Raw genomic sequence first — 22,702 nt, forward strand, 5'->3', positions numbered from 1 at the left:
TTATAAATGACAAAAAAAGTTATGACAGCTAACAGAGCAGTTTCTGAAGCTGTAAAATTAGCTAGACCAAAAGTTATTCCTGTTTATCCTATCACTCCACAAACATCAATTTCAGAATATCTTGCACAATTTGTAGCTGATGGAGATATTGATGCAGAATATATTAGAGTTGAATCAGAACATAGTGCTATAAGTGCTGCTGTTGGAGCATGTGGAGCAGGAGTGAGGGTCTTTACAGCCACTTCATCCCAAGGATTAATGCTAATGCATGAAATATTGTTTGCTGCTGCAGGAATGAGGATGCCAATAGTGATGGCTGATGCAAACAGAGCAATATCTGCACCATTAAGTATTTGGAATGACCAACAAGATTCCATAGCACAAAGAGATTCTGGATGGATGCAAATCTATGTTGAAAATGGACAAGATGCTCTTGACTCTATACTTATGGCATATAAAACATCAGAAAATAATAAAATATTATTACCCTCTATGGTATGCTTAGACGGGTTTATATTAACCCATACAGTAGAACCTGTAGAAATCCCTAGCCAAGAACAAGTGGATAGATTCCTTCCAGAATATAAGCCAGAACATGCATTTTTAAATCCAGAAGCTCCAATGTCACTTGGAACATTAACTGATCCAGATTATTATATGGAAGCAAGATATCAAATTGAAGAAGCAATGGAAAACTCTTTAGAAGTAATCGAAAAAACAAACCAAGAGTTTGAAGAAATATTTGGAAGAAAATATGATCTTGTTGAAGAATACAAATGTGAAGATGCTGAAATCATTATAGTAGCTATGGGATCGATTTGTAGTACAGTAAGGGTTTGTGTTGATGAAATGAGGGATCGTGGTGAAAAAGTCGGACTTTTAAAAATAAGAGTTTATAGACCATTCCCACAAAAACAAATACAAAAAGTAGTACAAAATGCTAAAAAAGTTGCAGTACTCGATAAGAATATTTCTTTCGGTGTCGGTGGAGCATTGTACAATGACATCAAAGCAAAAATTGATGTTGAGGCATATGATTTCATCATAGGGCTTGGAGGAAGAGATATAACACCGAATTATATTGAAGAAGTAGTTGAAAAAACTAAAAACCCTGAAAAAGATGTTACTTGGATTGGTTTAAAAGAATAAGAACAAAATATAAAAACAAACTATATAAAATTAACATAGGAGAGAAATTATATGAAATTACCTGAAGAAGAACTTTTAGCACCAGGACACAGAGGTTGTGCTGGTTGTGGAGCTACCATAGGAGTAAGGTTAGCATTAAAAGCATTAGGTAGGAATACTGTAGCTATCTCAGCTACTGGTTGTTTAGAAGTTATTACAACTCCTTTCCCTGAAACTGCATGGGAAATACCTTGGATACATGTAGCTTTCGAAAATGCAGGTGCTGTTGCATCTGGTGTTGAAAGTGCACTTAAAGCTCAAGGAAAAACAGATGTTAATGTAGTAGCTTTTGGTGGTGATGGAGGAACTGCAGACATAGGTATGCAATCATTATCTGGAGCTATGGAGAGAGGACATAACATGATATATATCTGTTATGATAATGAAGCATATATGAATACTGGAATTCAAAGAAGTGCTTCCACACCCTATGGTGCATCTACTACAACTTCCCCCCATGGAAAAGATAGTTTTGGAGAAGATAAGCCTAAAAAGAATGTTCCTCTTATTATGGCAGCCCATGGAGTACCATATGTAGCTACAGCTTCAATTGCATACCCTGAAGATTTTATGAGAAAAGTTAAAAAAGCATCTGAAGTTGATGGTCCTGCTTACATACATTTAAATCAACCATGTACCACTGGTTGGGGATATAGTCCTTCAAAAACTATTGAACTTGGAAGATTAGCTGTTGAAACAGGTTCTTGGGCATTGTATGAAATTGAAAATGGTGACTTCAAGTTAACATATAAACCACAGGATAGAAAACCTGTAAATGAATTTTTAAATGCTCAAAAAAGGTTTAAACATCTTTCAGATGAAGAAAAAGAAAGAATACAAGAGTATGTTGATAATCAATGTGCAGAATTAGGAATAAAATAAAAATATACTGGAGGGCTGAAGTTGGAAAAAATATTAGTACAACCAGATTTATGTAATGGTTGTTTAGACTGTGAAAGTGCTTGTTGCGGACTTTATGGAGCTTCCAGAATAAATATTAGAGAAATTGAAGGTACATACTATCCAATAATATGTCAACAGTGCGAAGATGCTCCTTGTAAAGCAATATGTCCAACAGAAGCTATTATAGGAAAAGGAGTTGAAGAAGATAAGTGTATAGCTTGTGGACTTTGTATGATGGTTTGTCCATTTGGAGCTGTAAGTGTAGAAGATAAGAAAGCTCAAAAATGTAATCAATGTGAAGATAGAGATGGTGGTCCTGCTTGTATTAAAGCATGTTCTAAAAGAGCTATTTCACTAATTGATATTGATAAAATTAAACTTCAAAAACAAAAAGAACATTTATCAAAATTAGCTGGAACATCAAAACCTAAAGCTAAAAGCATTATAAGTATACTAACTAGTAATTCAAGATCTAGTAGGTCTTTTAAGGATTAAATAGTTTAATAAAAAATTAATTAATGATTTGATAAGAAGGTACAAAAATGAGTGAATTAGTTTCAAATCCAGAACTCTGTGTAAGTTGTGCAAAATGTGAAAGAAATTGTCCAATGAATGCAATCAGAGTGAATGAAGGAGTACCTCTATTTTGCATGCATTGTACACCAGAAAAAGCACCTTGTTTAAATATATGCCCTGAAGGAGCTATTGAAGAACTTGGTGGTGCAATAGTTATTAATGGTGATAAATGTATTGGATGTGGAATGTGTAGAGATGTTTGTCCAATTGGAGCAATCTCTATGGATGAGATTGGTCAAGCCAAAAAATGTGATCTTTGCACAAATGAAGAAACCCAACAATGTGTAGAATCTTGTCCAACAAATGCACTTAGTAATAATTCCCTAGATATGGTTTCTAAAAAACAAAATAAAATAGTTAATGAACTTAAAAGATTAAAAGGAGTTATGAAATAATAACTTCTTCCTAATTTTACTAATTTTACTAATTTTACTAATTTTACTAATTTTACTAATTTTACTAATTTTACTAATTTTACTAATTTTACTAATTTTACTAATTTTACTAATTTTACTAATTTTACTAATTTTACTAATTTTACTAATTTTACTAATTTTACTAATTTTACTAATTTTACTAATTTTACTAATTTTACTAATTTTACTAATTTTACTAATTTTACTAATTTTACTAATTTTACTAATTTTACTAATTTTACTAATTTTACTTAAAAATCATTTTTATTATATTTTAATATTTCTATTTAATCCTAAACTGAAATATTATATAAACTAAAACTATTATAAATTAATTATACAAACTATAATAGATTCAATTTTACATTATAGAATTATCAATTATAATCTCATAATTACCTCATAATTCAATATTAAAATATAATAAATTTAATATACTAAATTTTACAAATAAAGTTTATAGATACTCACTATTTTTAGAAATTCAATATAACAATTAAAGGGGAATAAGAGGCATGATTACAGAAAAAAAAGTTGAAGATACAATTTGTCAACTTTACAAAAAAGCAGCAATAAGTTTACCAGAAGATGTTAAAATATCATTAGAATCTGCTCTTAAAGTAGAGAGTGATGAATTACCCCAGCTAAATATTGAAGCTATTTTAAAAAATATTGAACTTGCAGAAAAAAGAGCGATTCCAATGTGTCAAGATACAGGATTGCCTATAATTTTTGTAAAAATTGGGAAAGTTGAATTTGAAAATAACAACATTTATGAAACAATATACAATGGGATAGTAAAAGGAGTTCAAAAAGCAACAAAAGAAACACCACTTCGACCAAATATAGTAGATCCTATAACAAGAGAAAATAGTGGGAACAATAGTGGAATAATGATTCCTCAAATTGATATAGAATTAATAAATGAGAATTATATTGAATTTACAATACTTCCCAAAGGATTCGGATCTGAGAATAATAATGCTTTGAAAATGGCTTTACCAGGAGAAGGTATAGAAGGAGTAAAAAATTTTGTAGTTGAAACTGTTTTAAAAGCTGGTGGAAAACCATGCCCCCCAATTGTAGTTGGAGTTGGAATAGGTGGAACATCAGATCTTGCTTTGAAAACCGCTAAAAAAGCACTTCTTGAAAAATTAGGAGATAAAAATCCAGATCCTCTACTTAAAGAACTAGAAGATTCTATACTAAAAGAAATAAATAATAGTGGAATCGGTCCAATGGGATTAGGAGGTAAAACAACAGCGTTAGGTGTTAAAATCAAAAAAGTTTCTACACATACTGCAGGGCTTCCTATTGGAGTATGTATTCAATGCTGGGCACATAGACACGCTACAACAAGGTTAAAATAAATTAATTAAAAATTATGGAATATTTATCACAATATTATCTATTATAGAATTTATTATAAAAAATATTAATTAAAAATATTAAAAATCTTATTTAAAAATATTAGAAATATTAAAAATATTAGGAATATTAATAATATTATAATCATACAAAAAAAATTAAAAATTAGTTAATAATTATTTAATAATTAGTTAAGAATTAGTCTAATTATTAGTCTGATGTTAGTTTTATGATTAGTTTTTAGGCTTTTTAAAAGTCATCATAAATATTGTTCTTCTACCAATATCAACAGCCCTGTCAGCGATCCTTTCAAGGAACCTAGCTATAAATATTAGATTAATAGTTTGATTAATATTTTCTTTATCTTCAAACATATTATCTGTGACTTGCTCTAATATTGAATCAAACAAATCATCGACTTTATCATCATCATTTCTAAGCTCTTTTGCAGTATCTAAATTTTGATTTAAGAAAGCATAAAATCCTTTACTTAACATCATTTGAACATAATCTGCCATATATTGTAAATCTTCCATTAGTTTATCTGGGACAGACACATCCTTAATTAAAACCGATAAATCAGCTATATTAGCAGCTAAATAACCAATTCTTTTCATATGGCTACTTACTCTTATAGTAGACTCAATAAACATTAAATCTCCAGCAACTGGCTGTTCAACAGCTATAAACTTAATACATCTCCTCTCTAAGTCAAAAGCAGCTTGATCAATTTCTTTACTTTTCTCAACTACTTCATCAGCTATTTTTTCATCATAATCATTAAGTAAGGTAATAGCATTACGATGAGTTTCCATTACCATTTGTCCCATCTTTTCTGCTTCATCTTTCACATTGTTTATTCTATTTTTAAATGATATTCTTGGATATTCTTTATCCATCAAGCACATCCCCTTGTTAAATTTGTTTAAAGTATTAAATTATCAACTTTTCTAAATTAAAAATTATTAAGATTTAAAATGGACTTTTAGATTAAATCTTAATTCTAAATAATCTAATTATTATAAATTATCTTTATTTTACAATAAATAGTTATCGAATCAATAGATAGCTAAATAACTGATTAAAAAATGAATTTCAATCATTATATAATTTATTAAATTAATAGTTCCATTTTAATAATTCTATTTTAACAGTTCCATTTTAATAATTTAATAATTTATTAAATTAATAGTTTTAATTTAATAGTTCTATTTTAATAATTTTATAAAATTTTCATATCTTTTTGTTTACAAAAGATTGTACTAACCAAATCTACCAGTAATATAATCCTCAGTCTTCTTATTTTTAGGATCAACAAAAAGTTTATCAGTTAAGTTACTTTCAATAATCTCTCCATTTAAAAAAAATGATGTATATTTAGAAACTCTTGTAGCTTGTTGCATATTATGAGTTACAATAAGAATTGTATATTCTCTCTTAAGTTTATGAATCAAATCCTCCACTTTAGTGGTTGAAATAGGGTCCAAAGCAGAACAAGGCTCATCCATTAGTATAACTTCTGGATTATTAGCTATTGTTCGAGCAATACATAATCTTTGTTGTTGACCTCCAGATAATCCCATAGCAGAATTATCAAGTTTATCTTCAACTTCATCCCATAATGCAGCAGCTCTTAAACTTTCTTCTACTCTTGCAGAAATAGCATCATCATCACTTATTCCATGAATTTTAAGACCATAAGCAACATTTTCAAATATTGATTTAGGAAATGGGTTGGGTTTTTGAAAAACCATACCTACTTTTTTTCTAAGGTCTACAACATCCATTTTAGGGTCATAAACATCTTTACCATCAAGATATACATTACCAGTATGTGAAAAGCTAGGAATTAAATCATTCATTCTATTAATAGTCCTAATAAATGTAGATTTACCACAACCAGAAGGACCTATAAGTGCAGTAACAGTATTTTTTGGAATACCTGTATTAACATCTTTAAGAATGTGAGCATCTCCAAAATATACATTTAAGTTTTCTACTTCAATTCTATTCATTATTAACCCCTTTGTTAAGTTAATTATATGTATAAATTAATTATAGCATGATTATATGTAAAATATATTTTAAAATAGTCATCTTTATAGCTAATTATCTCCCCATGATTTTCCTTTGATATCTATCCACTAGATAGTTTGTAATTATAGTTAATGCCAATACGATTATAACAAGAACTGCAGCTGTTCCAAAAGCATTTTCAAGAGAAATACCTTCAGTAGCTAATATATACAAATGAAGTGGTAATGGTCTTCCAGGATCAAATATTGATAAAGGCATCGAAAGAGATGCTCCAACTGCAAACATTACTGCAGCTGCTTCTGAAATAGCTCTAGTCATTCCAAGAATTACACCAGTTACAATACCTGGTATTGCAGCTGGAAGCACTACTCTATAAATTGTTTGCCATTTTGTTGCACCCAATCCATAGCTACCCTCACGATAAGAACTAGGTATTGAAGAAATTGTAACTTCTGAAACCTGAAATATTGTTGGAAGTGCCATTATAGCTAATACTAATCCACCAGATATGATTGACCATCCTAATCCCACAGCAATAACAAAAAATGCTAAACCGAATAAACCATAAACAATAGAAGGGATTGAAGCAAGAGTTTCTGCACCAAATCTAATGAGTTTAGTAATTTTACTTTCACCAGCAAATTCAACAAGGTATACTGCAGCACCAACACCAAGAGGTGTTGCAACTATACCTGCAATAAGAGTAACATACAAACTAGAAACAATCATTGGGAAAATTCCACCAGATGCTCCTGAATCAATTGGATTTGAAAATATAAATCCAAGGTTTACAACTGGAAGGCCTCTTATCAAAATATAGCCCAATATAATTATTAAGATTAATATTGTTACGAGTCCTGAAATTACAAAGATTGAATTCATTATTTTTTGAGAAGTCTTTGGAGATAATATTTTTTGAAAATTTAATCCACTCATAAATATCCACCTCCAACATCAACCTTATATTTATGTTGTATATAATTTGCAATTAATAGGAGTATCATGATTATTAAGAAAAGAACTATTGCTGTCCCAAATAATGCATTATAATGAAGACCTGTTGCATAACCCATTTCTAAAGCTATATTAGCAGTTAAAGTTCTTACAGGATCAAATATAGATCCTGGTATTTGAACAACATTACCTGCAATCATAATAACAGCTAATGTTTCCCCAATTGCTCTACCCATTCCTAAAATTATTGCAGTTATAATTCCTGGAAGTGCTGCGGGAAATATGATGTGTCGTATTGTCTGCCAGTTGGTTGCCCCAAGTCCAAAAGATGCTTCCCTATATTCTTGAGGAACTGCTCTTAGTGAATCTTGAGATATCGTTATAATTGTAGGTAAAACCATGATTGTTAGAATAATAGCAGCAGTAAACATGCTGAAACCAGTGCCGCCAAAGTAAGTCCTTATGAGTGGAACTAAAACAATTAAACCAAAAAATCCATAAACAACTGAAGGAATTCCTGATAAAGTCTCAATAACTGGTTTTAAAATTCGTCTAACATTGTTTGGAGCTACTTCAGCCATAAATATAGCGCAAAGAAGTGATAATGGCACAGCCATTAATAAAGACAACATTGTCACATAAATTGATCCTATAATCATAGCAAAAACTCCGAAATCACCATCATTCGGAGCCCACGTCATTCCAAATAAAAAACGAAAGAAACCATAATCTTCAAAAGCTGGAAGTCCTTCAATTAATATAAATGAAACAATTAGAAGAATTATAATAATAGAAAAAATAGCTGTTATAAATAACCCCTTTTCTATTAAGAATTCAGAAAATCTATTTCTTTCCATAATAATCCCTTAAGTATTATTTTGATTTTTAATAATTAATGTTTGATAATATTTTAATAATAATGTTTAATAGTATTTTAATATCATTTTTAACATTCTTTAACAGTAATAATAATTTGTTATTTAATAATTTTAGTAATATTTTAATAATGATTTCTAATAATATCTTATAATGATTTTTAATATAATTTAATAATGATTTTTGATAAGATTTTTATAAAATTCTCTATAAAATTCTATAAAATTTTTTATAAAATAATGATTATTGATAATAATCTTAATAATAATTTTATAATAATTTTAATAATAATTCATTAATTACTTTTTGATTTAAATAATTTTTGATATTAACAAATATTCATAATTTATAAGCATATTATATCAAATAGGAATTATTTTATCTTCTTTAATAATTTCAATTCCAGCAGGAGATTTAACCCATTCAATAAAATTTTTTACTTCACCAGTAGGAGTTCCTTTAATAAGAAACAAGAAAGGCCTTTGTAAAGGATAGTCCCCATTATAAATTGTTTCTTCAGAAGGTGAAGTGCCATTTACAGAGATTGGTTTAACGTCCTCACTCATATGTGCAAAAGAAACAAACCCAATAGCATTAGGATCACTTGCAACAGATTGTTTTACAGATTCAGTAGAACTTTGAACAACAGCAGAATTTTTTATCTTTGTATCATCCATAACAATAGATTCAAAGGCAGATCTTGTACCAGATCCCTCTTCACGAGTTATAACATTAATTTCTCCGGATTTTCCACCTAACTCTTTCCAATTAGTTATTTTTCCATTGAAAATATCTCTTATTTGTTCTATAGACAGTTTTGAAATATTATTCTGATTACTTACAGCTATTACAATACCTTCTTTTCCAATTGGGACTTCAGTAATGTTCTTTTTTTCCTCAAGGGAAAGTTCTTTTGAACTCATACCAATATCTGCAAGGTCTTGGTCTGTACTTCTTATACCCATTCCAGAACCACCACCTTGAACGTAAATTCTTACTCCATCATGAGATTTCATATAGTTTTCTGCTAATTTCTCTGCTAAAGGTTGTACAGAAGTAGAACCTACAATATCAATTCTTTCGTAGTCTGTGCCAGGATTAACCAATAAAAAAGCCAAGATAATAATTATGGCAAGAATGATTATTCCCTTATATTTTGAGTTCATAACATCACCTTAATTTTTAGTTCAACTTGGAACTATTTAAAAATTAAGGTTCAGCTATAATCGAAAAATATAAATGAAAAGATAAAAATCCCTACTACTATTATTAGGCAAATTTATCAATAATCAATGTTCATTTTGAGAAAATATAATGATTCATAGATTTATTTATATTTTATAAGTAATACTCAGCACTAATCTGATTATAAATTAATAATTTAAGATTTTAATTGAAATATAGAAATTATTATTAGTTATTTTAATTATTAAAATTTATTAAAAGCATTATAATTCAATTAAAATTTATTAGTCATTAGAATTTATTTAAACAAATCTAAAAAGTTTTAATGAACCTAATACTTTTAATTAAAAGAATTTAAAGTTTTAAATAAACATTTAACTGGAAGAAGATTGATTAGAAGATTTTACAATCTTTTCATCATTTAAAACTTTTGTTCCTTCAGAACTCATTACCCAATCGATAAACTCTTTTACATCACCAGTAGGAGTTCCTTTAACAAGGAAAATGAATGGTCTTTGTAATTCATAAGAACCATCACCTATTGTAACATCACTAGGAGCAACGCCACCAATAGTTAATGCTTTGACATCATCACTCATATGTGCATATGATACAAAACCAATAGCATCAGGATCTTGTTTAACAGATTGTTTAACAGCTTCAGTAGAACTTTGAACAATTGCATCAGATTTTATCTTTGTATCTTTACCCATTACAATAGCTTCAAATGCATCTAATGTACCTGAACCATCTTCACGAGTTATTAAATGAATCGGTGCATCTGAACCTCCAACTTCATTCCAATTAGTTATTTTACCAGAATAAATATCTTTAAGTTGTTCAGTTGTAAGACCAGATACAGAATTATTATTATTTACAGCTATAACAATACCATCTTGACCAAGAGTATATTCAGTTAAACCTTTCTTTTCATCATCTTTTAACTCCTTAGAACTTGTACCAATATCAGCAGTTCCATCTTGAGCACTTTTAATACCTACACTTGAACCTCCACCTTGAACATTAATTTTGAGATCAGGGTGAGATGATTGATAAGTTTCAGCAAGTTTTTCTGCAACAGGCTGGACAGATGTTGATCCAACAACATCAATAGTAGTAGCACTACCACCAGTTGCAAATACCATTGCAACCACAGCTATTATAGCAACAACAACTATTATTAGAATTATATTATTTTTTTTCATATTTTTTACACCTCAAAAATAAGTTACAATTTTTAGTATATAAAATTTACTACTATGTGAACAATAGTACACATAATAGGAACAATGATATAAAAAAATAATAATAATATGAAAAAATTATTAAAAAATAAAAAAAAGAAAAAAATATATTTCATAAAAAGTGAAATAAAATTCATCAAATTATTATCCAAAGATAATGTCACTAAACAGCCCAAAAAGAAATTAATACCCATAAATGAAAAAAAAACTCTAAAAAATACAATTTACAAAAAAATATAATTAAAAAGAATTAACAAAATCTTAATTAGAAAACTTAAAATAAAAAATAAGAAATAAAATCAAAAAATAAACATATTTACAAAAAAATAATGAATATGAAAATAGTAAATAAAAAAGTGAATATAAAAAAAATTTATATAAAATTAATAATATATATTAATTATATGAATAGGTATTAAATATATATTAGACATATAAATATGTATTAAATATATAAATGTATATTAAATATCTAATTCTATTATGTAAACCTATATATTTAGGTGATGATATAGAAGAAGGGATTATATGGAAGATTATGATAAAAATAGCTATTATAATGCTAAAAAAAGAGTAAAAGAAGTTAAAATCTTTTATAAAAGCTTAATTTCATATATTATAATAAATATCTTTTTATTCGTGATAAATTTAATTTTTTCACCAGGATTTTGGTGGTTTTTATTTGTAGTTGCTATATGGGGGATATTTATAGTATTACAATTTTTAAGAATATTCGTTTTTAAAAATAAAATATTTGGGGAAGATTGGGAAGATAAAAAAATAAAAGAATATATGGATAATGATAAAAAACAATGAAATAGTGTTCTATTTTTATCAAATCAGTTTTTAAATATTTTTCATTGAAAACTTTATTTAAAATTCTTTATTAAACATCTTTATCCAAAATTTTATCTAAAACTTTTTATTTAGAGTCTTTTATTTAAAATTTTTTATTTTGTATTTAGAATCTTTTATTTGGAATATTCTATCTAAAATCTTTTATTTGGTATTTAGGATTTTTATTTTGAATATTTTATCTAAAATCTTTTATTTTTTAATCATATTATTTTCTAAAGCTCCTTGGAACAGTAGGGCGAGGAATATTCTTGTGAAATTCAGTCGCAGCATCTAATATTTCAACACAGATATCTCCAATCCTCTCAAATGATTTAACAAGCCGAGATAGATAAATATAATAAGTAGATTCAGTTTTATCTTCAAATGAAGTTTCAGCCATCTCAATAGCTATACAATTAAGAGCTTTTTTCTGTAAACTATGAATTTTCTCTTCAAGATCCATAATATCTCCTTTAAGGGATAATTCTCCATTTAAAAAAGCCTTCATAGAATTTTGTATCATTTTATTTATAGATTTATACATAGATTTTAATAAATCTAGAATAACTTCATTAACTTCATCAGTATTTTCATTTATAGTAAACTTTGAAAAATGATCAGAATAATCACCAATACGTTCTAAATCATAAGCAATCTCATTAAAAATAAGTGTTTTTGAAAATTGAGTAGAAGGATCAATACTGACAACAGTATCAACTGAAGATCGTATTTTTTCAAACATATTATTAGTTGTATAATCCATCTCCATTGCTAATTCTGCTTTATCAATGTTATTTTCTATTAAAGCAGTGAATGCTGTTTTTAATTGTTTTAAAACATGTTCCTCCATAGTTTGTAACATTCCTTTAATTAAAAATGTAGCAGAATGGTCTTTTGATGAAAAATCTTCCCCAATCGGTTCAGCAAATTCTTCATATTTCTTTAAGTCAAGAATATATGCTCTTTTTACAATTTTTTTATCTATTAAAGGTTTAAGTAATTGAGTGACATAACGCCTACTTACACCTAGCTTTTGAGCAATTTCATCCTGAGTAGCAGGATTATCATATAATATAATATCCAATATATCTTTAAGAGTTTTATTCTTTTTTTTCATTTTATAAACCATTATAATAAAGTTTTTTCCGATATGTACAAAAAAGTAATTTTAAAGAATCAACGCTTGAAATATTTTCTATTCTTAGACATAGTACTAGTTTTATTAGATTTAATAGTTTTATTAGAGTCTTTAACTTTACTAGATTTTATAACTTCATTAGAAGATATAATTTTGTGATTTACATTATTATTATATTGATCTTTATTTGATTGATTAAAATTTTTTTTATCAATTTTTTTATTATTATCAAATTGATTAATTTTACTATCAAAATCCTTATCCAAATCCTTATTCCGGTCTTTATTTAAATCTTTATCAAAATTTTTATCAAGATCTTTATTTGAATTCTTATTTAAATTCAGATCCTTATCCAAATTATTATCCAAATCATTAGTTATATTGTTTAAATCATCATAATCCATATTATCATAATTCATATATTTATATTCTATACTTCTATAATCAATATTTCCCTCATCATCCTGATCATTAGTATTATTTATATTTCCTGATTTAGAATTAAATATATTCAAACCACTATTTCTTCCCATATACAATGACACTGATTCTAAGAATATTTTAATTATTATAAATATTAAGACTAAAAAGATACCTATGACTAAAAATACATCAAAAAAGGTTAATAAATTAGTGTACAAGTAAAATAGTTCTGGATTAAGATCTAAAAGACCCCTAATCAATAAAACAATTCCTAAAATAAGAATTATAAAACCATATTCTCTTTTAATCATTTTAGGTTGAATTAAAGGATAAACACCCATTAAAATTAAGCCAATACCCATAAATCTAACAAGATTATTATTAGTAAGCTGTTCTAATTGAATAAAGATATTTAAAAAGTCAGGATAGTATATTAAATAGGAATGGAGCAAAGCTATTATAAAGATTACTAAAAAAATAGCTATTAACACTAATGGTATGATAAATACCAGACTATTTTCAACTTTACGTATAGTAGAATTTTTAAGAGGTTCTTTTATGAATATAGAGAGCACTTGATATAATATAGCTCCTAAAACTGCCCCTATAACAGTTCCAGCAAGACCTAAAAAAGAGGTTGTTAAAGCAACTATACCAGATATTAATCCTGCCATTATTATATCAAAAGATTTAGACATATTATTCCTTCATTTAAATACTATAAAATAATTTAATAAATCAATATTCCAAGAATATGCTATTTTAAGAATATGCATTATCTTAAGAATACTTTATCTCAAGAATACTTTTATCTTAAGAAAATGCTATTAAATAATTTAAAGTATTATCAATATTTTTAATAAAGTAATATCAATTGATTAAAATAATTAATTAAAATATGAATATTTATACTAATTATTATTTTTATTGCTAAATTTTATATTACTATTTTTTATCTAGTTTTTATATTACTGATTTTTATATTTATTACTAATAATATAATAAATTTTATCATCATAGATACTATAATAATAAATTTAATATTTTAGTCAATAAATATAATAAAAATAACATATCATGAATAGCTAAAATTCATATATTCCAAAAAAAATATTTTTATTTAATGAAATAACATTAATTAGAGTATTATTTACTTAGATTATTACTTAAATCTACTAATCAATGTAACAAATGATATTATTAAAAACAATTATTCAAAAAAGCCTTAGGGGGGATTCGAACCCCCGGCCTATACCTTACCAAGGTATCGCTCTACCGGCTGAGCCACTAAGGCAATTTTGATTTATATTAGTTTAAAGTGCAGGGGAAGGGATTCGAACCCTCGAAGGCCTGCGCCAGAGGATCTTAAGTCCTCCCCCTTTGGCCGCTCGGGCACCCCTGCATATAAATTATACAACAACATTAGTTGTTCATCATAATATATAAAATTAATGTTTTTATTTTAAGTATTTTATTTTAAATTAATTATTTTAAATTATACTATCTAAATTTAAATTATAGGTCTAAATTTAAATCATATTATTTCAAATTATAAAATAATTATATAATAAATAATATTATTATATTAAATAAGATATACAATCAGATTGTAAGAATCTAAAAATTGATAAAGATTTATATTGTGAAATATAAATTATTTATAATAATAATTTTAAATAAGTATCTGCAATTGATATTACAGCATTCAAATATTTGAATATTTTAGTATATAAACTTTACCCTAAAAATATATGGTGGTATAATGAAAATTAACATGTCAGAATGTGGAGTATGTGAAATATGCATTGAATCATGTCCACTAGGATTAATAAAAAAGAAAGGGTTTAAAATGATTATCCAAGAAGGATGCAAAAATTGTGGAGAATGTCAAGAAGTATGTCCTATGGGATGTATCATTGAAGATGAAGAAGATATAGATTAACATTGGTTTAATTATTTTATAATAATCTTCAATTAAAAAAATAATTTTAGACAGACTAATAAAATAATGATATGAATTTTAATTATTATGAGTATCAAATTAAGAGAAATTTTATTATTAAAAATAGTATAATTAAAAATAGATTAATTTTATAATATTATTAAAATATTACAACCCATACAAACTATACTACTAAATTATATTACTAAACTATTTTTTAATTATAATTTTTAATTATTATAATATTAATTATTATAATATTAATTATTAATTATTAATTAATGAATCTCTTAGAAAATGAATCTCTTAGAAATAAAAAATTAAAAATATAACTATTCTATAAACAAAAGAAGTATAAAAATTTATTATAAAAAAATTTATTAGTATAAAAATTAAATATTAGTTATAATTTTATTTATAAGATATAAAATTTTATTTATAAGATATAAAAATTTTATTATTATTTATTATCATATAAAATTATTTTAAAAAATTACTAATAAAATAAAAAATAATTAATTAAAAATAATTAATTAAAAATTTGATAATAACAATTCACTAATCATTTATAACATAAGGTAAGGTTAAATATGAAAAAACCTAATTTTAAAAGTATCCTAAAAAAAATGACAATAATTGATGCTTTAATAATAATATGTATTATAGGAGCTGTTGTTTTTGCTTTTATGTATACAGGGGGAAATGAAGATAAAACAGAATCAATTTCTTTTGATTCTTCTTCAATGAACAAATTTGCTGAAAAATATTTATCATTTTATCAAGATGGACAAATAGTAAAAACACATATTGGCGGATACAATGCCACATCTGGAGAATATCAAGAATTGTATGGAACTGTAGTATGGGTAGATGATGACTATGGAGCTAATGTACAGATATTAATAGATGTTGATGGAGATCAAAGTGGGGAACCAATACTTGCAAGGCTTTATAAAGATGAAAAACCTGCAGATATATATACTGAACATATAACACTAGAAACTAGTGGTGCAAAATATAAAAATGTTACTGAAATTGAAGTAGCTCCTAAAAACATTAGTACATTAAGTGAGTTAGCAACTGAAATAGGAAATGAAACTAATTACACAGTTACAACTAAAATAGCGACTGATGAAAAGGATAGTAAAACTTATCAAAATTTATACAATAAGATGTTCCTAAATGGAAGAAAAGAATCAGTAACATCAGTAGCAGAAAATATTTATGACCAAATCAAAATTATAATGGCAAGCCCTAATGAGATAAATATGGCTTCAAGTATTTTTGGAACAATAAATGGAGAAACAGGATTAATAACAATTAGAATATATAACTCAACACCTGAAGACATTAAAACAATAGAAAACAATTTTAATGTTTTAAATATTAGAAAAGTAACTTAAAATATAAACTATTAGTAAAACTATTTTTATTATTAATAAAACTATTATTAGTTACTAGTACTAAAATTATTAATAAAAATATTATTAGTTATTAGTAATTAAGACTATTATTAGTTATTAGTACTAAAAATATTAGTAATGAAACTATTATGATATTTAAAAATAGTACAATTTATTATATAATTAACACATAGCTTAAAAAGTGATATAATGAGTGGATTATATTCAATAACTACATATTTAAGTAGAAAAATTGAAAAAATATTTAGAAAATCACTTTTATTTACTGTTATCTTTTCGTTTGCAAGATTTATAGAAAATCAGTGGGTAAATAGTTATTTTAAAGGTTTATACCCTAATGAAAAATTTTTAAGTTTCTTTAAAAAAAATAAGATAGTTAAAAATCATATTTTCCACCCTATCATAATTATTTTAACCTTTTCAATATTTTTAATATTATCTCTTAGCCCAATATCCTTTGATTTACAGATTAGTATAGCTATTGCTTTCATTTCATTTATTGTTGGTTCGGTTATTATACCAAAATATTTTTTTAAAAATTATACTAAAGACTCATTTATAAAATTTAATCCAAAAGATGTATATTCAATAGGCTTTTGTCTGATTTTAATAGGAGTTCTATTTTTCTTTCTCAGTATTGCATCAGTTGGAGGAGTTCCACTCCTTAAACCTTCCCTACGTTATGGTTTAAAGCCAATACTAACTATGCCAGTGTTTTTAATGATACCTGGAATAGGACTTATAGGATCTGTTTATTTAGATAAATTTAAAAGGGGAATTTTAAGTAGAAGTCAAGCAAGATTTAGATTTTTAGTTCTTGTAGCTTTCAGTGGGTTCTTTTTATTTTCTTTAGGATATAGAACCCCAATAATAGCTTCTTTATTGATGATGATAATCATGGGTTATTATGGTAAAATTCTAGCTGTATGGGAAGTAGTTATAGGAGCATTTGCAGGAGTTATACTAATTATTGGAATTGGATACTTCCGTTCAATTGAAGAATTAACAATAACCAGTTATACTAGTCCATTTTACACTTTGCAAAGTAGAGCTGACTTTACACTGAATGTGTTAAATCTATTGAATTATATCTCTGGAAATTTTGGAATTAAACATGGAGCATTGACACTTAGTGCGATTCCTAGTAGTAGTGATTTAGGACCTAGGATGATGATTGGTCAATTAATAGCCTGGAGAACTGAAGTAACAGTGACTCCTACTCTTATAGGCCCAATGCTAGTTGATTTTGGTAAATTTGGAGTTGCTGTTGGAATGGGGCTTTTAGGGTTTATATTGGGAATTGGATATAAAATATTACAAAAAACCAAGGACGCATTTTACATAGCATTATATGGATTACTTCTAACCTATACAATATTAGGAGTTGAAACTGGAATACTTGATATTCAAGTTATTATTTACTTTTTCTTGGGTTTTTTTATATATTTAGCTAATATTTTAAAAAAAACATTACAAAAATAGTATAAAAGATTAAAAAATTAAAAAATTAAAAAATAATAAAAATAATAAAAATATTGGTATAAAATTATTTAAAACCAATCATAATATCAATATCTTCTTTTAATGAATCTAAGTCTAAACTAGTAAAAAAAGAATAAAAAAAAGCTTTTTCTTTTACAAATCCAATATGTCTTTGAGAAGAAGAAACATCAGATTTAGATATTTCACTCTTAAAATCAAATATAGTTACACCTTCAATGTTTCTTATTTTAGAATCTAAAATTTTAGCTCCATTATCTTTAAGAAAATTCTCCATAAATTCTTTCCAATATTCAGTTGTTTTTCCTCCAGAATTAGCTACTGAAAATGAGAAAGTGCCACCTTTCCCTTTATCAGTCTTCATAGCTACCACTTCCGTAGGATTTTTATTCTTATTTTCAAATTCATACCAATTAGAAGGATAATTAAAAGCAATTTTATCATTTTCAAATCTTTTAATCTCTATTTCACTATCAAAAACACATTTTCTATCACTATTATCACTCATAATATCACATAATACATATAAATAATCTAATTATAAATAATCTAATAAATAATAATCTAATAAAATAATAATTAGATTATTTATATTCTAATTAAAATATTCTAATTATATATACTATTATTATTGAAAATTATTAAAGTTTGAAATAATATTAATAATTCAAAAATATAAATAATCTAATAAATTAAATAATCTAATAAATAATATATTAACAAACTAGTTAATATAACTAATTTCGAAATTATGTAATTTAAATTCAATTTTTTTTTAAAAAAATAAAATAAAAATAAAAAAAGTATTATAGAAATTTCTAAAATAACTATCAAAAGTGTTAAAATGGAAAATATTAAAGCATATTGTAAAAATGGGAAAGTAATGAAAGTATCCTTGAATGGAGACTTAATTGATTATAAAACTGAAAAAGAAATAATAGAAGAAGAATTAATAGAATGTAAAGATTTAGAAGATTTGATAAAAAAATCAATACATGAAAATATAGATTTTTCAGAATATATTGACTTAAGCAACCTTAAATCAACTGAATTCGAGAAAAAAGTGTATATTGAAACAATGAAAATACAAAGAGGAGAAGTAAAAACATATAAAGAAATAGGAGATAATATTGGAAGTAAAGGATATAGAGCTGTTGGAAATGCATTAAACAAAAATCCAATACCAATAATAATTCCTTGTCATAGAGTAATTGGCTCTAATATGAAATTAACTGGTTTCAATGGAGGGATAAATCTTAAAAAAGAAATACTCATTAATGAAGGGATAAAAGTAAAAAATGATAAAGTTATATTATAATAAATTAAATAATCTAATTAAAAAATCTAAAAATAAAAAATGAAAATTAATTAGACTTAGATTTAAAAGTTTTAATAGCTTCTTGAAGTTCTTCAGTCAAGTTCTCATCATTTTTAAGTTCTTGAAGATCTTCAATAGAAAATACATTTAAAACATTATCTTTACAAGCTTCAACACATGCAGGAATTATATTATCAGATTCTAAGCAAAGTGTACATTTTTCAGCTGATTTTTTCTCTTTATCGAATGATATAATCCCTATAGGACATGCAATTGCACATAATTTACATAATATACAATTTTCTTCATTAACAATTAATGTCTCCCCATCTTCACCATCAATGACCTCAATAGCATTATGAGGGCAAATTCTACGACAAGGAGCTTTATCAGGATGACAATGCATACAAAATATAGGAATTGAATCAGTTTTTCTTGCTCTAGCAGTTCCATAAGTTTTTTTACATGCATTAATACAGGCTTCACATTCAGTACACATTTGAGGGTCTGTGACCATAAGTGTTTTCATTTAATCACCAAAGTAAATCTAAATAATTAAAAAATAATTAAAATAAAAATAAATAAAAAATTAAACAACAATCAAATTAATAGATTGTTAAAATTTTTCATCTATAAAATCAGGGACAGCAGATGAATCTCTTGGACCAACCATAACATTCCAACCAGTTTCATCCTCAATTTCACCACTTAACGGAGCAGCTAAACCTGGAATTATTAATTTTCTTGTTTTAACCATGTCTTCTATTCCAGTTTCCTTAACTAAATCAGCTACAGATTCCCCATCAAATTGTCCTCCAGCTATAGCTACATCTACAGCTTTACCTACAGTATCAAGAACAAGTAGATAACAGTTTGCATCTCCAGATTTTAAATCTCCTTCAACAGTATAATATGTTAAAGAGAAATTTGTAGTAAGCAAAACAGCAGAATTCTCATCAACATCACCAAATTCATATATTCCTGGATCAACTGCTTGAGGTTTTCTTGGATCAGTGTATAAACTTTGTCTTAGAGTAAGTATAGGAATAAGCTCCCAAATTTCATTACCTTTAAGGATAAGAACATCAGCATATTTATTCATTAAAGTAGATGCTATAGTTGCTTCCATAGTTCCTTTTTTAATATCATCATCTTCTTCATTATTTAATCTAACTAACGCTGGAACACCAAGTAAAGGATATCTAAAGTCTTCATCCTTATCTTCAACAGCTAACCTTCTACTCATAACAAAATTATCTAAAGTATCACCAATAGCATCACCAGTAAGAGTACCAGGATCAAGAACAATATCTTCAACTCCATTAGACCTAAGAGTGAAAACTAAATCTTTCATCTTTTCAATATCTCCTGGTGAAAATACAGTAATAGGACATTGATATTTAGTAGCTAAATCAGCCATATCAAATATATTATCCTTTGTTGCAGCATAAATTAAAGGACGATCATCACCAATAAATGCAAGTGCCTTTTCCATAGCTATTGGGTCAAAAGTAACTAAAAATACAGGATACTTAGAAGATTTGAGTTTTTTAGCACAATTTGCAAATTTTTCAGGATCTCCCGATTTGTTTCTTAAAGCTATTGCATCAAGTTTGAGTGATTCACCAGTTCTTTCAAATTCGAGATCTTCAATCTGTTTAATTCTTTTCTCAAAATCAGAATCATCCAAATCATCTGGAACATCAACAGCTAAAACAGTCTGATTATAATAAGATTCTTCATATCTATAAAGAACTTCATCTCCACCAATTATCTTAGCTTTTTCGTCTTTTCCAATTATAATTTCTTTAACAGCAGGAGCAAGTAAATCATCAAGTTTTTTAAATTTTTTATCTGACAATTCAGTACATAAAGTTAAATCAGCTTCTTTTTCAGATAATTTAGTTGCAAAAGCCATACAGCTTGCTTCCCCACAATCTTCACAATTAGTTTGAGGCAATAATTTATAAACATCCATTGCAGTAACCTTAGCCATAATAAAACCTCCATCATGCCCTAATTATTCTAACTCCATAATCCAATTCTCTATATTTGGACTTGGGCTGGTTAAATATTCTTTAGTAAAGGTTTCACCGATTTCTCTAAGTATTCTTACTGATTCTGGGTGAAGCATCATAAATATATCTACACCATTTAGCATCAATGTAAGACCAGTGAAAATCTCCCATAAAGGGCCTCTATAATCTGTTGGTCCCCATTCTTCTTTTTTCATCCATGCTTCCCTTGAACCCCATGCATTAGTAGTTCCAGAAGACATTGGCATCTGTAGATCAGGATCTCCTTTAAGACCTCCTAAACGAGTTCTTGTAATAACATCAATTGAGAATTCAATACCATAACCAAGAGCACAAGTTGTAGGATCCATAACAATATCTTCTTGTTTTAATCCATCTTTCATTAAATATTTATTCAAGGATTTTTGCATATTAACATCAGTAATAGCCCATGAAAGAACTGCATGACCATAATCAACAGCAGATTTAGCTACTTTATGATAGTCTAAATCCATGTTTGCAGATGCAAGTAAACATCTTTCCCCATCAGCTGCAGCTGCAGCCGCTTCAAGAACAAGAGGATCTTTAACTGGATCACCAGAGCCCCCTACTACAAGAGGAACATCAACAGCCTGAAGAACCTCTTCAACAGCCTGAGCACCTTCTCTTGGAGACTTATCCATAACTTTTGGACCAGTACCAATCAAATGCATTGTAACCATATTAGCCCCATAATCTTTAACTGCTTTTTTAGCCCACTCACCAGGAGACTCCATAACATCGGAAAAGTGTTCTCTTATTGGACGAGGCAATCCTGGCATAGGAATATCAAAAACATCAAATGTTACAATTGGAGGATTTGGTTGAGGTTCCTCAAATCTATAAAGCGATGTTTGCCCTCCAAGATATACTGGTTTTCTTGATCCAGCTCCTAATTGAACCTGTGCAATTTTACCCGGATACTCTTTAATAGGCGGTTTAAACTCTGTTGCTTTAAGCATAGTCTTTTCAACACTTTTTTCAATAGCATTCTGCCTAGCTACAGTTTGTTGAACTGTTCTTGCAATAGCTGGAGCTAAATTTATTTCTAATTCTTCGAAATCCATTCTAAACTCATCAATCTCAATAGATTCCGTATTTTCCAATAGCTTTAATAGCTGATTGATCTGATCCATAAATCCACATCCTTAACATAATTATTATTAATTAATATGATTTTTAATTAATTTTATTGATTTTAAATTAGTTTTGATTTAGATAATTTTGATTTTATTAGATTAACTTTGATTAAATTAATTCTATTAAATTAATTTCATTAGATTAATTTTTATTAGATTAATTTTAATTAAATTACTTTA

Annotated in this window: 22 protein-coding genes and 2 tRNA genes; 10 read left to right on the plus strand and 14 right to left on the minus strand. The window is 26.7% G+C overall.

Going from position 1 to position 22,702, the window contains the following annotated elements:
- Window positions 1–6 precede the first annotated feature (6 nt).
- The 5 genes from porA to MBBAR_RS00105 all read left to right on the plus strand — a co-directional run bounded on the left by porA (window position 7) and on the right by MBBAR_RS00105 (window position 4,453).
- Window positions 7–1,149, plus strand: coding sequence for a pyruvate synthase subunit PorA (gene porA, locus MBBAR_RS00085; protein ID WP_080459261.1), 1,143 nt, complete (start codon window positions 7–9; stop codon window positions 1,147–1,149).
- A gap of 51 nt (window positions 1,150–1,200) precedes the next feature.
- On the plus strand, window positions 1,201–2,070 hold the full coding sequence (porB, locus tag MBBAR_RS00090; RefSeq protein ID WP_080459262.1) for a pyruvate synthase subunit PorB: 870 nt from the start codon (window positions 1,201–1,203) through the stop codon (window positions 2,068–2,070).
- A 21-nt stretch (window positions 2,071–2,091) separates the two neighbouring features.
- Window positions 2,092–2,586 carry a 4Fe-4S dicluster domain-containing protein gene (locus tag MBBAR_RS00095; RefSeq protein ID WP_080459263.1) on the plus strand — a complete coding sequence of 165 codons (495 nt, stop codon included), beginning with the start codon at window positions 2,092–2,094 and terminating at the stop codon, window positions 2,584–2,586.
- A gap of 47 nt (window positions 2,587–2,633) precedes the next feature.
- A complete protein-coding gene (locus MBBAR_RS00100) occupies window positions 2,634–3,062 on the plus strand; it encodes a 4Fe-4S dicluster domain-containing protein (protein WP_080459264.1) in 429 nt (142 codons plus the stop codon).
- Between the two features lie 536 nt (window positions 3,063–3,598).
- Window positions 3,599–4,453, plus strand: a complete 855-nt coding sequence (locus MBBAR_RS00105; protein ID WP_080459265.1) for a fumarate hydratase — start codon at window positions 3,599–3,601, stop codon at window positions 4,451–4,453.
- A 231-nt stretch (window positions 4,454–4,684) separates the two neighbouring features.
- On the opposite strand, the gene phoU is transcribed toward MBBAR_RS00105, so the two are convergent.
- The 6 genes from phoU to MBBAR_RS00135 all read right to left on the minus strand — a co-directional run bounded on the left by phoU (window position 4,685) and on the right by MBBAR_RS00135 (window position 10,708).
- Window positions 4,685–5,350, minus strand: coding sequence for a phosphate signaling complex protein PhoU (gene phoU / locus MBBAR_RS00110; RefSeq protein ID WP_080459266.1), 666 nt, complete (start codon window positions 5,348–5,350; stop codon window positions 4,685–4,687).
- A 363-nt stretch (window positions 5,351–5,713) separates the two neighbouring features.
- Window positions 5,714–6,466: a phosphate ABC transporter ATP-binding protein PstB gene (gene pstB, locus MBBAR_RS00115; RefSeq protein WP_080459267.1), complete on the minus strand. Its 753-nt coding sequence runs from the start codon at window positions 6,464–6,466 to the stop codon at window positions 5,714–5,716.
- A gap of 94 nt (window positions 6,467–6,560) precedes the next feature.
- Window positions 6,561–7,424: a phosphate ABC transporter permease PstA gene (gene pstA / locus MBBAR_RS00120; RefSeq protein WP_080459268.1), complete on the minus strand. Its 864-nt coding sequence runs from the start codon at window positions 7,422–7,424 to the stop codon at window positions 6,561–6,563.
- A complete protein-coding gene (gene pstC / locus MBBAR_RS00125; RefSeq protein WP_080459269.1) occupies window positions 7,421–8,299 on the minus strand; it encodes a phosphate ABC transporter permease subunit PstC in 879 nt (292 codons plus the stop codon). Before pstC ends, pstA begins: the two co-directional genes overlap by 4 nt.
- A gap of 381 nt (window positions 8,300–8,680) precedes the next feature.
- The gene (locus tag MBBAR_RS00130) at window positions 8,681–9,484 is read right to left on the minus strand and encodes a phosphate ABC transporter substrate-binding protein (protein ID WP_080459271.1); all 804 of its coding nucleotides are present in this window, start codon (window positions 9,482–9,484) and stop codon (window positions 8,681–8,683) included.
- A 393-nt stretch (window positions 9,485–9,877) separates the two neighbouring features.
- A complete protein-coding gene (locus tag MBBAR_RS00135) occupies window positions 9,878–10,708 on the minus strand; it encodes a phosphate ABC transporter substrate-binding protein (protein WP_080459272.1) in 831 nt (276 codons plus the stop codon).
- 567 nt (window positions 10,709–11,275) lie between these two features.
- On the opposite strand from MBBAR_RS00135, the gene MBBAR_RS00140 reads away from it, so the two are divergent.
- Window positions 11,276–11,563, plus strand: coding sequence for a 2TM domain-containing protein (locus MBBAR_RS00140; protein WP_080459273.1), 288 nt, complete (start codon window positions 11,276–11,278; stop codon window positions 11,561–11,563).
- Between the two features lie 247 nt (window positions 11,564–11,810).
- On the opposite strand, the gene MBBAR_RS00145 is transcribed toward MBBAR_RS00140, so the two are convergent.
- From MBBAR_RS00145 to MBBAR_RS00160, 4 genes are all read right to left on the minus strand, one after another.
- Complete coding sequence (locus MBBAR_RS00145; protein WP_080459274.1) at window positions 11,811–12,701, minus strand: PhoU domain-containing protein; 891 nt, start codon at window positions 12,699–12,701, stop codon at window positions 11,811–11,813.
- 59 nt (window positions 12,702–12,760) lie between these two features.
- Window positions 12,761–13,843 (minus strand): CvpA family protein, encoded by a 1,083-nt coding sequence (locus tag MBBAR_RS00150; protein ID WP_080459275.1) that lies wholly within the window; start codon window positions 13,841–13,843, stop codon window positions 12,761–12,763.
- 523 nt (window positions 13,844–14,366) lie between these two features.
- A tRNA-Thr gene (locus MBBAR_RS00155) sits at window positions 14,367–14,439 on the minus strand.
- Between the two features lie 25 nt (window positions 14,440–14,464).
- Window positions 14,465–14,547 (minus strand) — tRNA-Leu (locus tag MBBAR_RS00160).
- 360 nt (window positions 14,548–14,907) lie between these two features.
- Between MBBAR_RS00160 and MBBAR_RS00165 the strand changes: the two genes are divergently transcribed.
- The 3 genes from MBBAR_RS00165 to MBBAR_RS00175 all read left to right on the plus strand — a co-directional run bounded on the left by MBBAR_RS00165 (window position 14,908) and on the right by MBBAR_RS00175 (window position 17,993).
- Window positions 14,908–15,087, plus strand: coding sequence for a 4Fe-4S binding protein (locus MBBAR_RS00165; RefSeq protein ID WP_080459276.1), 180 nt, complete (start codon window positions 14,908–14,910; stop codon window positions 15,085–15,087).
- 590 nt (window positions 15,088–15,677) lie between these two features.
- A complete protein-coding gene (locus MBBAR_RS00170; RefSeq protein WP_080459277.1) occupies window positions 15,678–16,490 on the plus strand; it encodes a hypothetical protein in 813 nt (270 codons plus the stop codon).
- A gap of 210 nt (window positions 16,491–16,700) precedes the next feature.
- The gene (locus tag MBBAR_RS00175) at window positions 16,701–17,993 is read left to right on the plus strand and encodes an oligosaccharide repeat unit polymerase family protein (protein WP_080459278.1); all 1,293 of its coding nucleotides are present in this window, start codon (window positions 16,701–16,703) and stop codon (window positions 17,991–17,993) included.
- Window positions 17,994–18,057: 64 nt separating this feature from the next.
- On the opposite strand, the gene MBBAR_RS00180 is transcribed toward MBBAR_RS00175, so the two are convergent.
- Complete coding sequence (locus tag MBBAR_RS00180; protein WP_080459279.1) at window positions 18,058–18,519, minus strand: hypothetical protein; 462 nt, start codon at window positions 18,517–18,519, stop codon at window positions 18,058–18,060.
- Between the two features lie 336 nt (window positions 18,520–18,855).
- Between MBBAR_RS00180 and MBBAR_RS00185 the strand changes: the two genes are divergently transcribed.
- Complete coding sequence (locus MBBAR_RS00185; protein ID WP_080459280.1) at window positions 18,856–19,329, plus strand: methylated-DNA--[protein]-cysteine S-methyltransferase; 474 nt, start codon at window positions 18,856–18,858, stop codon at window positions 19,327–19,329.
- Window positions 19,330–19,375: 46 nt separating this feature from the next.
- On the opposite strand, the gene MBBAR_RS00190 is transcribed toward MBBAR_RS00185, so the two are convergent.
- The 3 genes from MBBAR_RS00190 to cdhD form a co-directional block, all read right to left on the minus strand.
- Complete coding sequence (locus MBBAR_RS00190; protein ID WP_080459281.1) at window positions 19,376–19,858, minus strand: 4Fe-4S dicluster domain-containing protein; 483 nt, start codon at window positions 19,856–19,858, stop codon at window positions 19,376–19,378.
- Window positions 19,859–19,945: 87 nt separating this feature from the next.
- Window positions 19,946–21,325, minus strand: a complete 1,380-nt coding sequence (gene acsC / locus MBBAR_RS00195) for an acetyl-CoA decarbonylase/synthase complex subunit gamma (protein ID WP_080459283.1) — start codon at window positions 21,323–21,325, stop codon at window positions 19,946–19,948.
- Window positions 21,326–21,349: 24 nt separating this feature from the next.
- Window positions 21,350–22,519 carry a CO dehydrogenase/acetyl-CoA synthase subunit delta gene (gene cdhD, locus MBBAR_RS00200; RefSeq protein WP_080459284.1) on the minus strand — a complete coding sequence of 390 codons (1,170 nt, stop codon included), beginning with the start codon at window positions 22,517–22,519 and terminating at the stop codon, window positions 21,350–21,352.
- Window positions 22,520–22,702 lie beyond the last annotated feature (183 nt).

It is taken from the genome of Methanobrevibacter arboriphilus JCM 13429 = DSM 1125 (assembly GCF_002072215.1).
GTDB classification, from domain to species: Archaea; Methanobacteriota; Methanobacteria; order Methanobacteriales; family Methanobacteriaceae; genus Methanobinarius; species Methanobinarius arboriphilicus.

Coding starts and splice junctions, on each gene's coding strand:
- MBBAR_RS00185 (WP_080459280.1), top strand. CDS start 18,856: ATGGAAAATATTAAAGCATATTGTAAAAATGGGAAAGTAATGAAAGTA.
- MBBAR_RS00100 (WP_080459264.1), top strand. CDS start 2,634: ATGAGTGAATTAGTTTCAAATCCAGAACTCTGTGTAAGTTGTGCAAAA.
- MBBAR_RS00145 (WP_080459274.1), bottom strand. CDS start 12,701: ATGAAAAAAAAGAATAAAACTCTTAAAGATATATTGGATATTATATTA.
- MBBAR_RS00140 (WP_080459273.1), top strand. CDS start 11,276: ATGGAAGATTATGATAAAAATAGCTATTATAATGCTAAAAAAAGAGTA.
- MBBAR_RS00190 (WP_080459281.1), bottom strand. CDS start 19,858: ATGAAAACACTTATGGTCACAGACCCTCAAATGTGTACTGAATGTGAA.
- MBBAR_RS00165 (WP_080459276.1), top strand. CDS start 14,908: ATGAAAATTAACATGTCAGAATGTGGAGTATGTGAAATATGCATTGAA.
- MBBAR_RS00105 (WP_080459265.1), top strand. CDS start 3,599: ATGATTACAGAAAAAAAAGTTGAAGATACAATTTGTCAACTTTACAAA.
- MBBAR_RS00170 (WP_080459277.1), top strand. CDS start 15,678: ATGAAAAAACCTAATTTTAAAAGTATCCTAAAAAAAATGACAATAATT.
- MBBAR_RS00135 (WP_080459272.1), bottom strand. CDS start 10,708: ATGAAAAAAAATAATATAATTCTAATAATAGTTGTTGTTGCTATAATA.
- pstA (WP_080459268.1), bottom strand. CDS start 7,424: ATGAGTGGATTAAATTTTCAAAAAATATTATCTCCAAAGACTTCTCAA.
- MBBAR_RS00150 (WP_080459275.1), bottom strand. CDS start 13,843: ATGTCTAAATCTTTTGATATAATAATGGCAGGATTAATATCTGGTATA.
- porA (WP_080459261.1), top strand. CDS start 7: ATGACAAAAAAAGTTATGACAGCTAACAGAGCAGTTTCTGAAGCTGTA.
- pstC (WP_080459269.1), bottom strand. CDS start 8,299: ATGGAAAGAAATAGATTTTCTGAATTCTTAATAGAAAAGGGGTTATTT.
- acsC (WP_080459283.1), bottom strand. CDS start 21,325: ATGGCTAAGGTTACTGCAATGGATGTTTATAAATTATTGCCTCAAACT.
- MBBAR_RS00130 (WP_080459271.1), bottom strand. CDS start 9,484: ATGAACTCAAAATATAAGGGAATAATCATTCTTGCCATAATTATTATC.
- pstB (WP_080459267.1), bottom strand. CDS start 6,466: ATGAATAGAATTGAAGTAGAAAACTTAAATGTATATTTTGGAGATGCT.
- MBBAR_RS00180 (WP_080459279.1), bottom strand. CDS start 18,519: ATGAGTGATAATAGTGATAGAAAATGTGTTTTTGATAGTGAAATAGAG.
- MBBAR_RS00175 (WP_080459278.1), top strand. CDS start 16,701: ATGAGTGGATTATATTCAATAACTACATATTTAAGTAGAAAAATTGAA.
- porB (WP_080459262.1), top strand. CDS start 1,201: ATGAAATTACCTGAAGAAGAACTTTTAGCACCAGGACACAGAGGTTGT.
- phoU (WP_080459266.1), bottom strand. CDS start 5,350: ATGGATAAAGAATATCCAAGAATATCATTTAAAAATAGAATAAACAAT.
- cdhD (WP_080459284.1), bottom strand. CDS start 22,519: ATGGATCAGATCAATCAGCTATTAAAGCTATTGGAAAATACGGAATCT.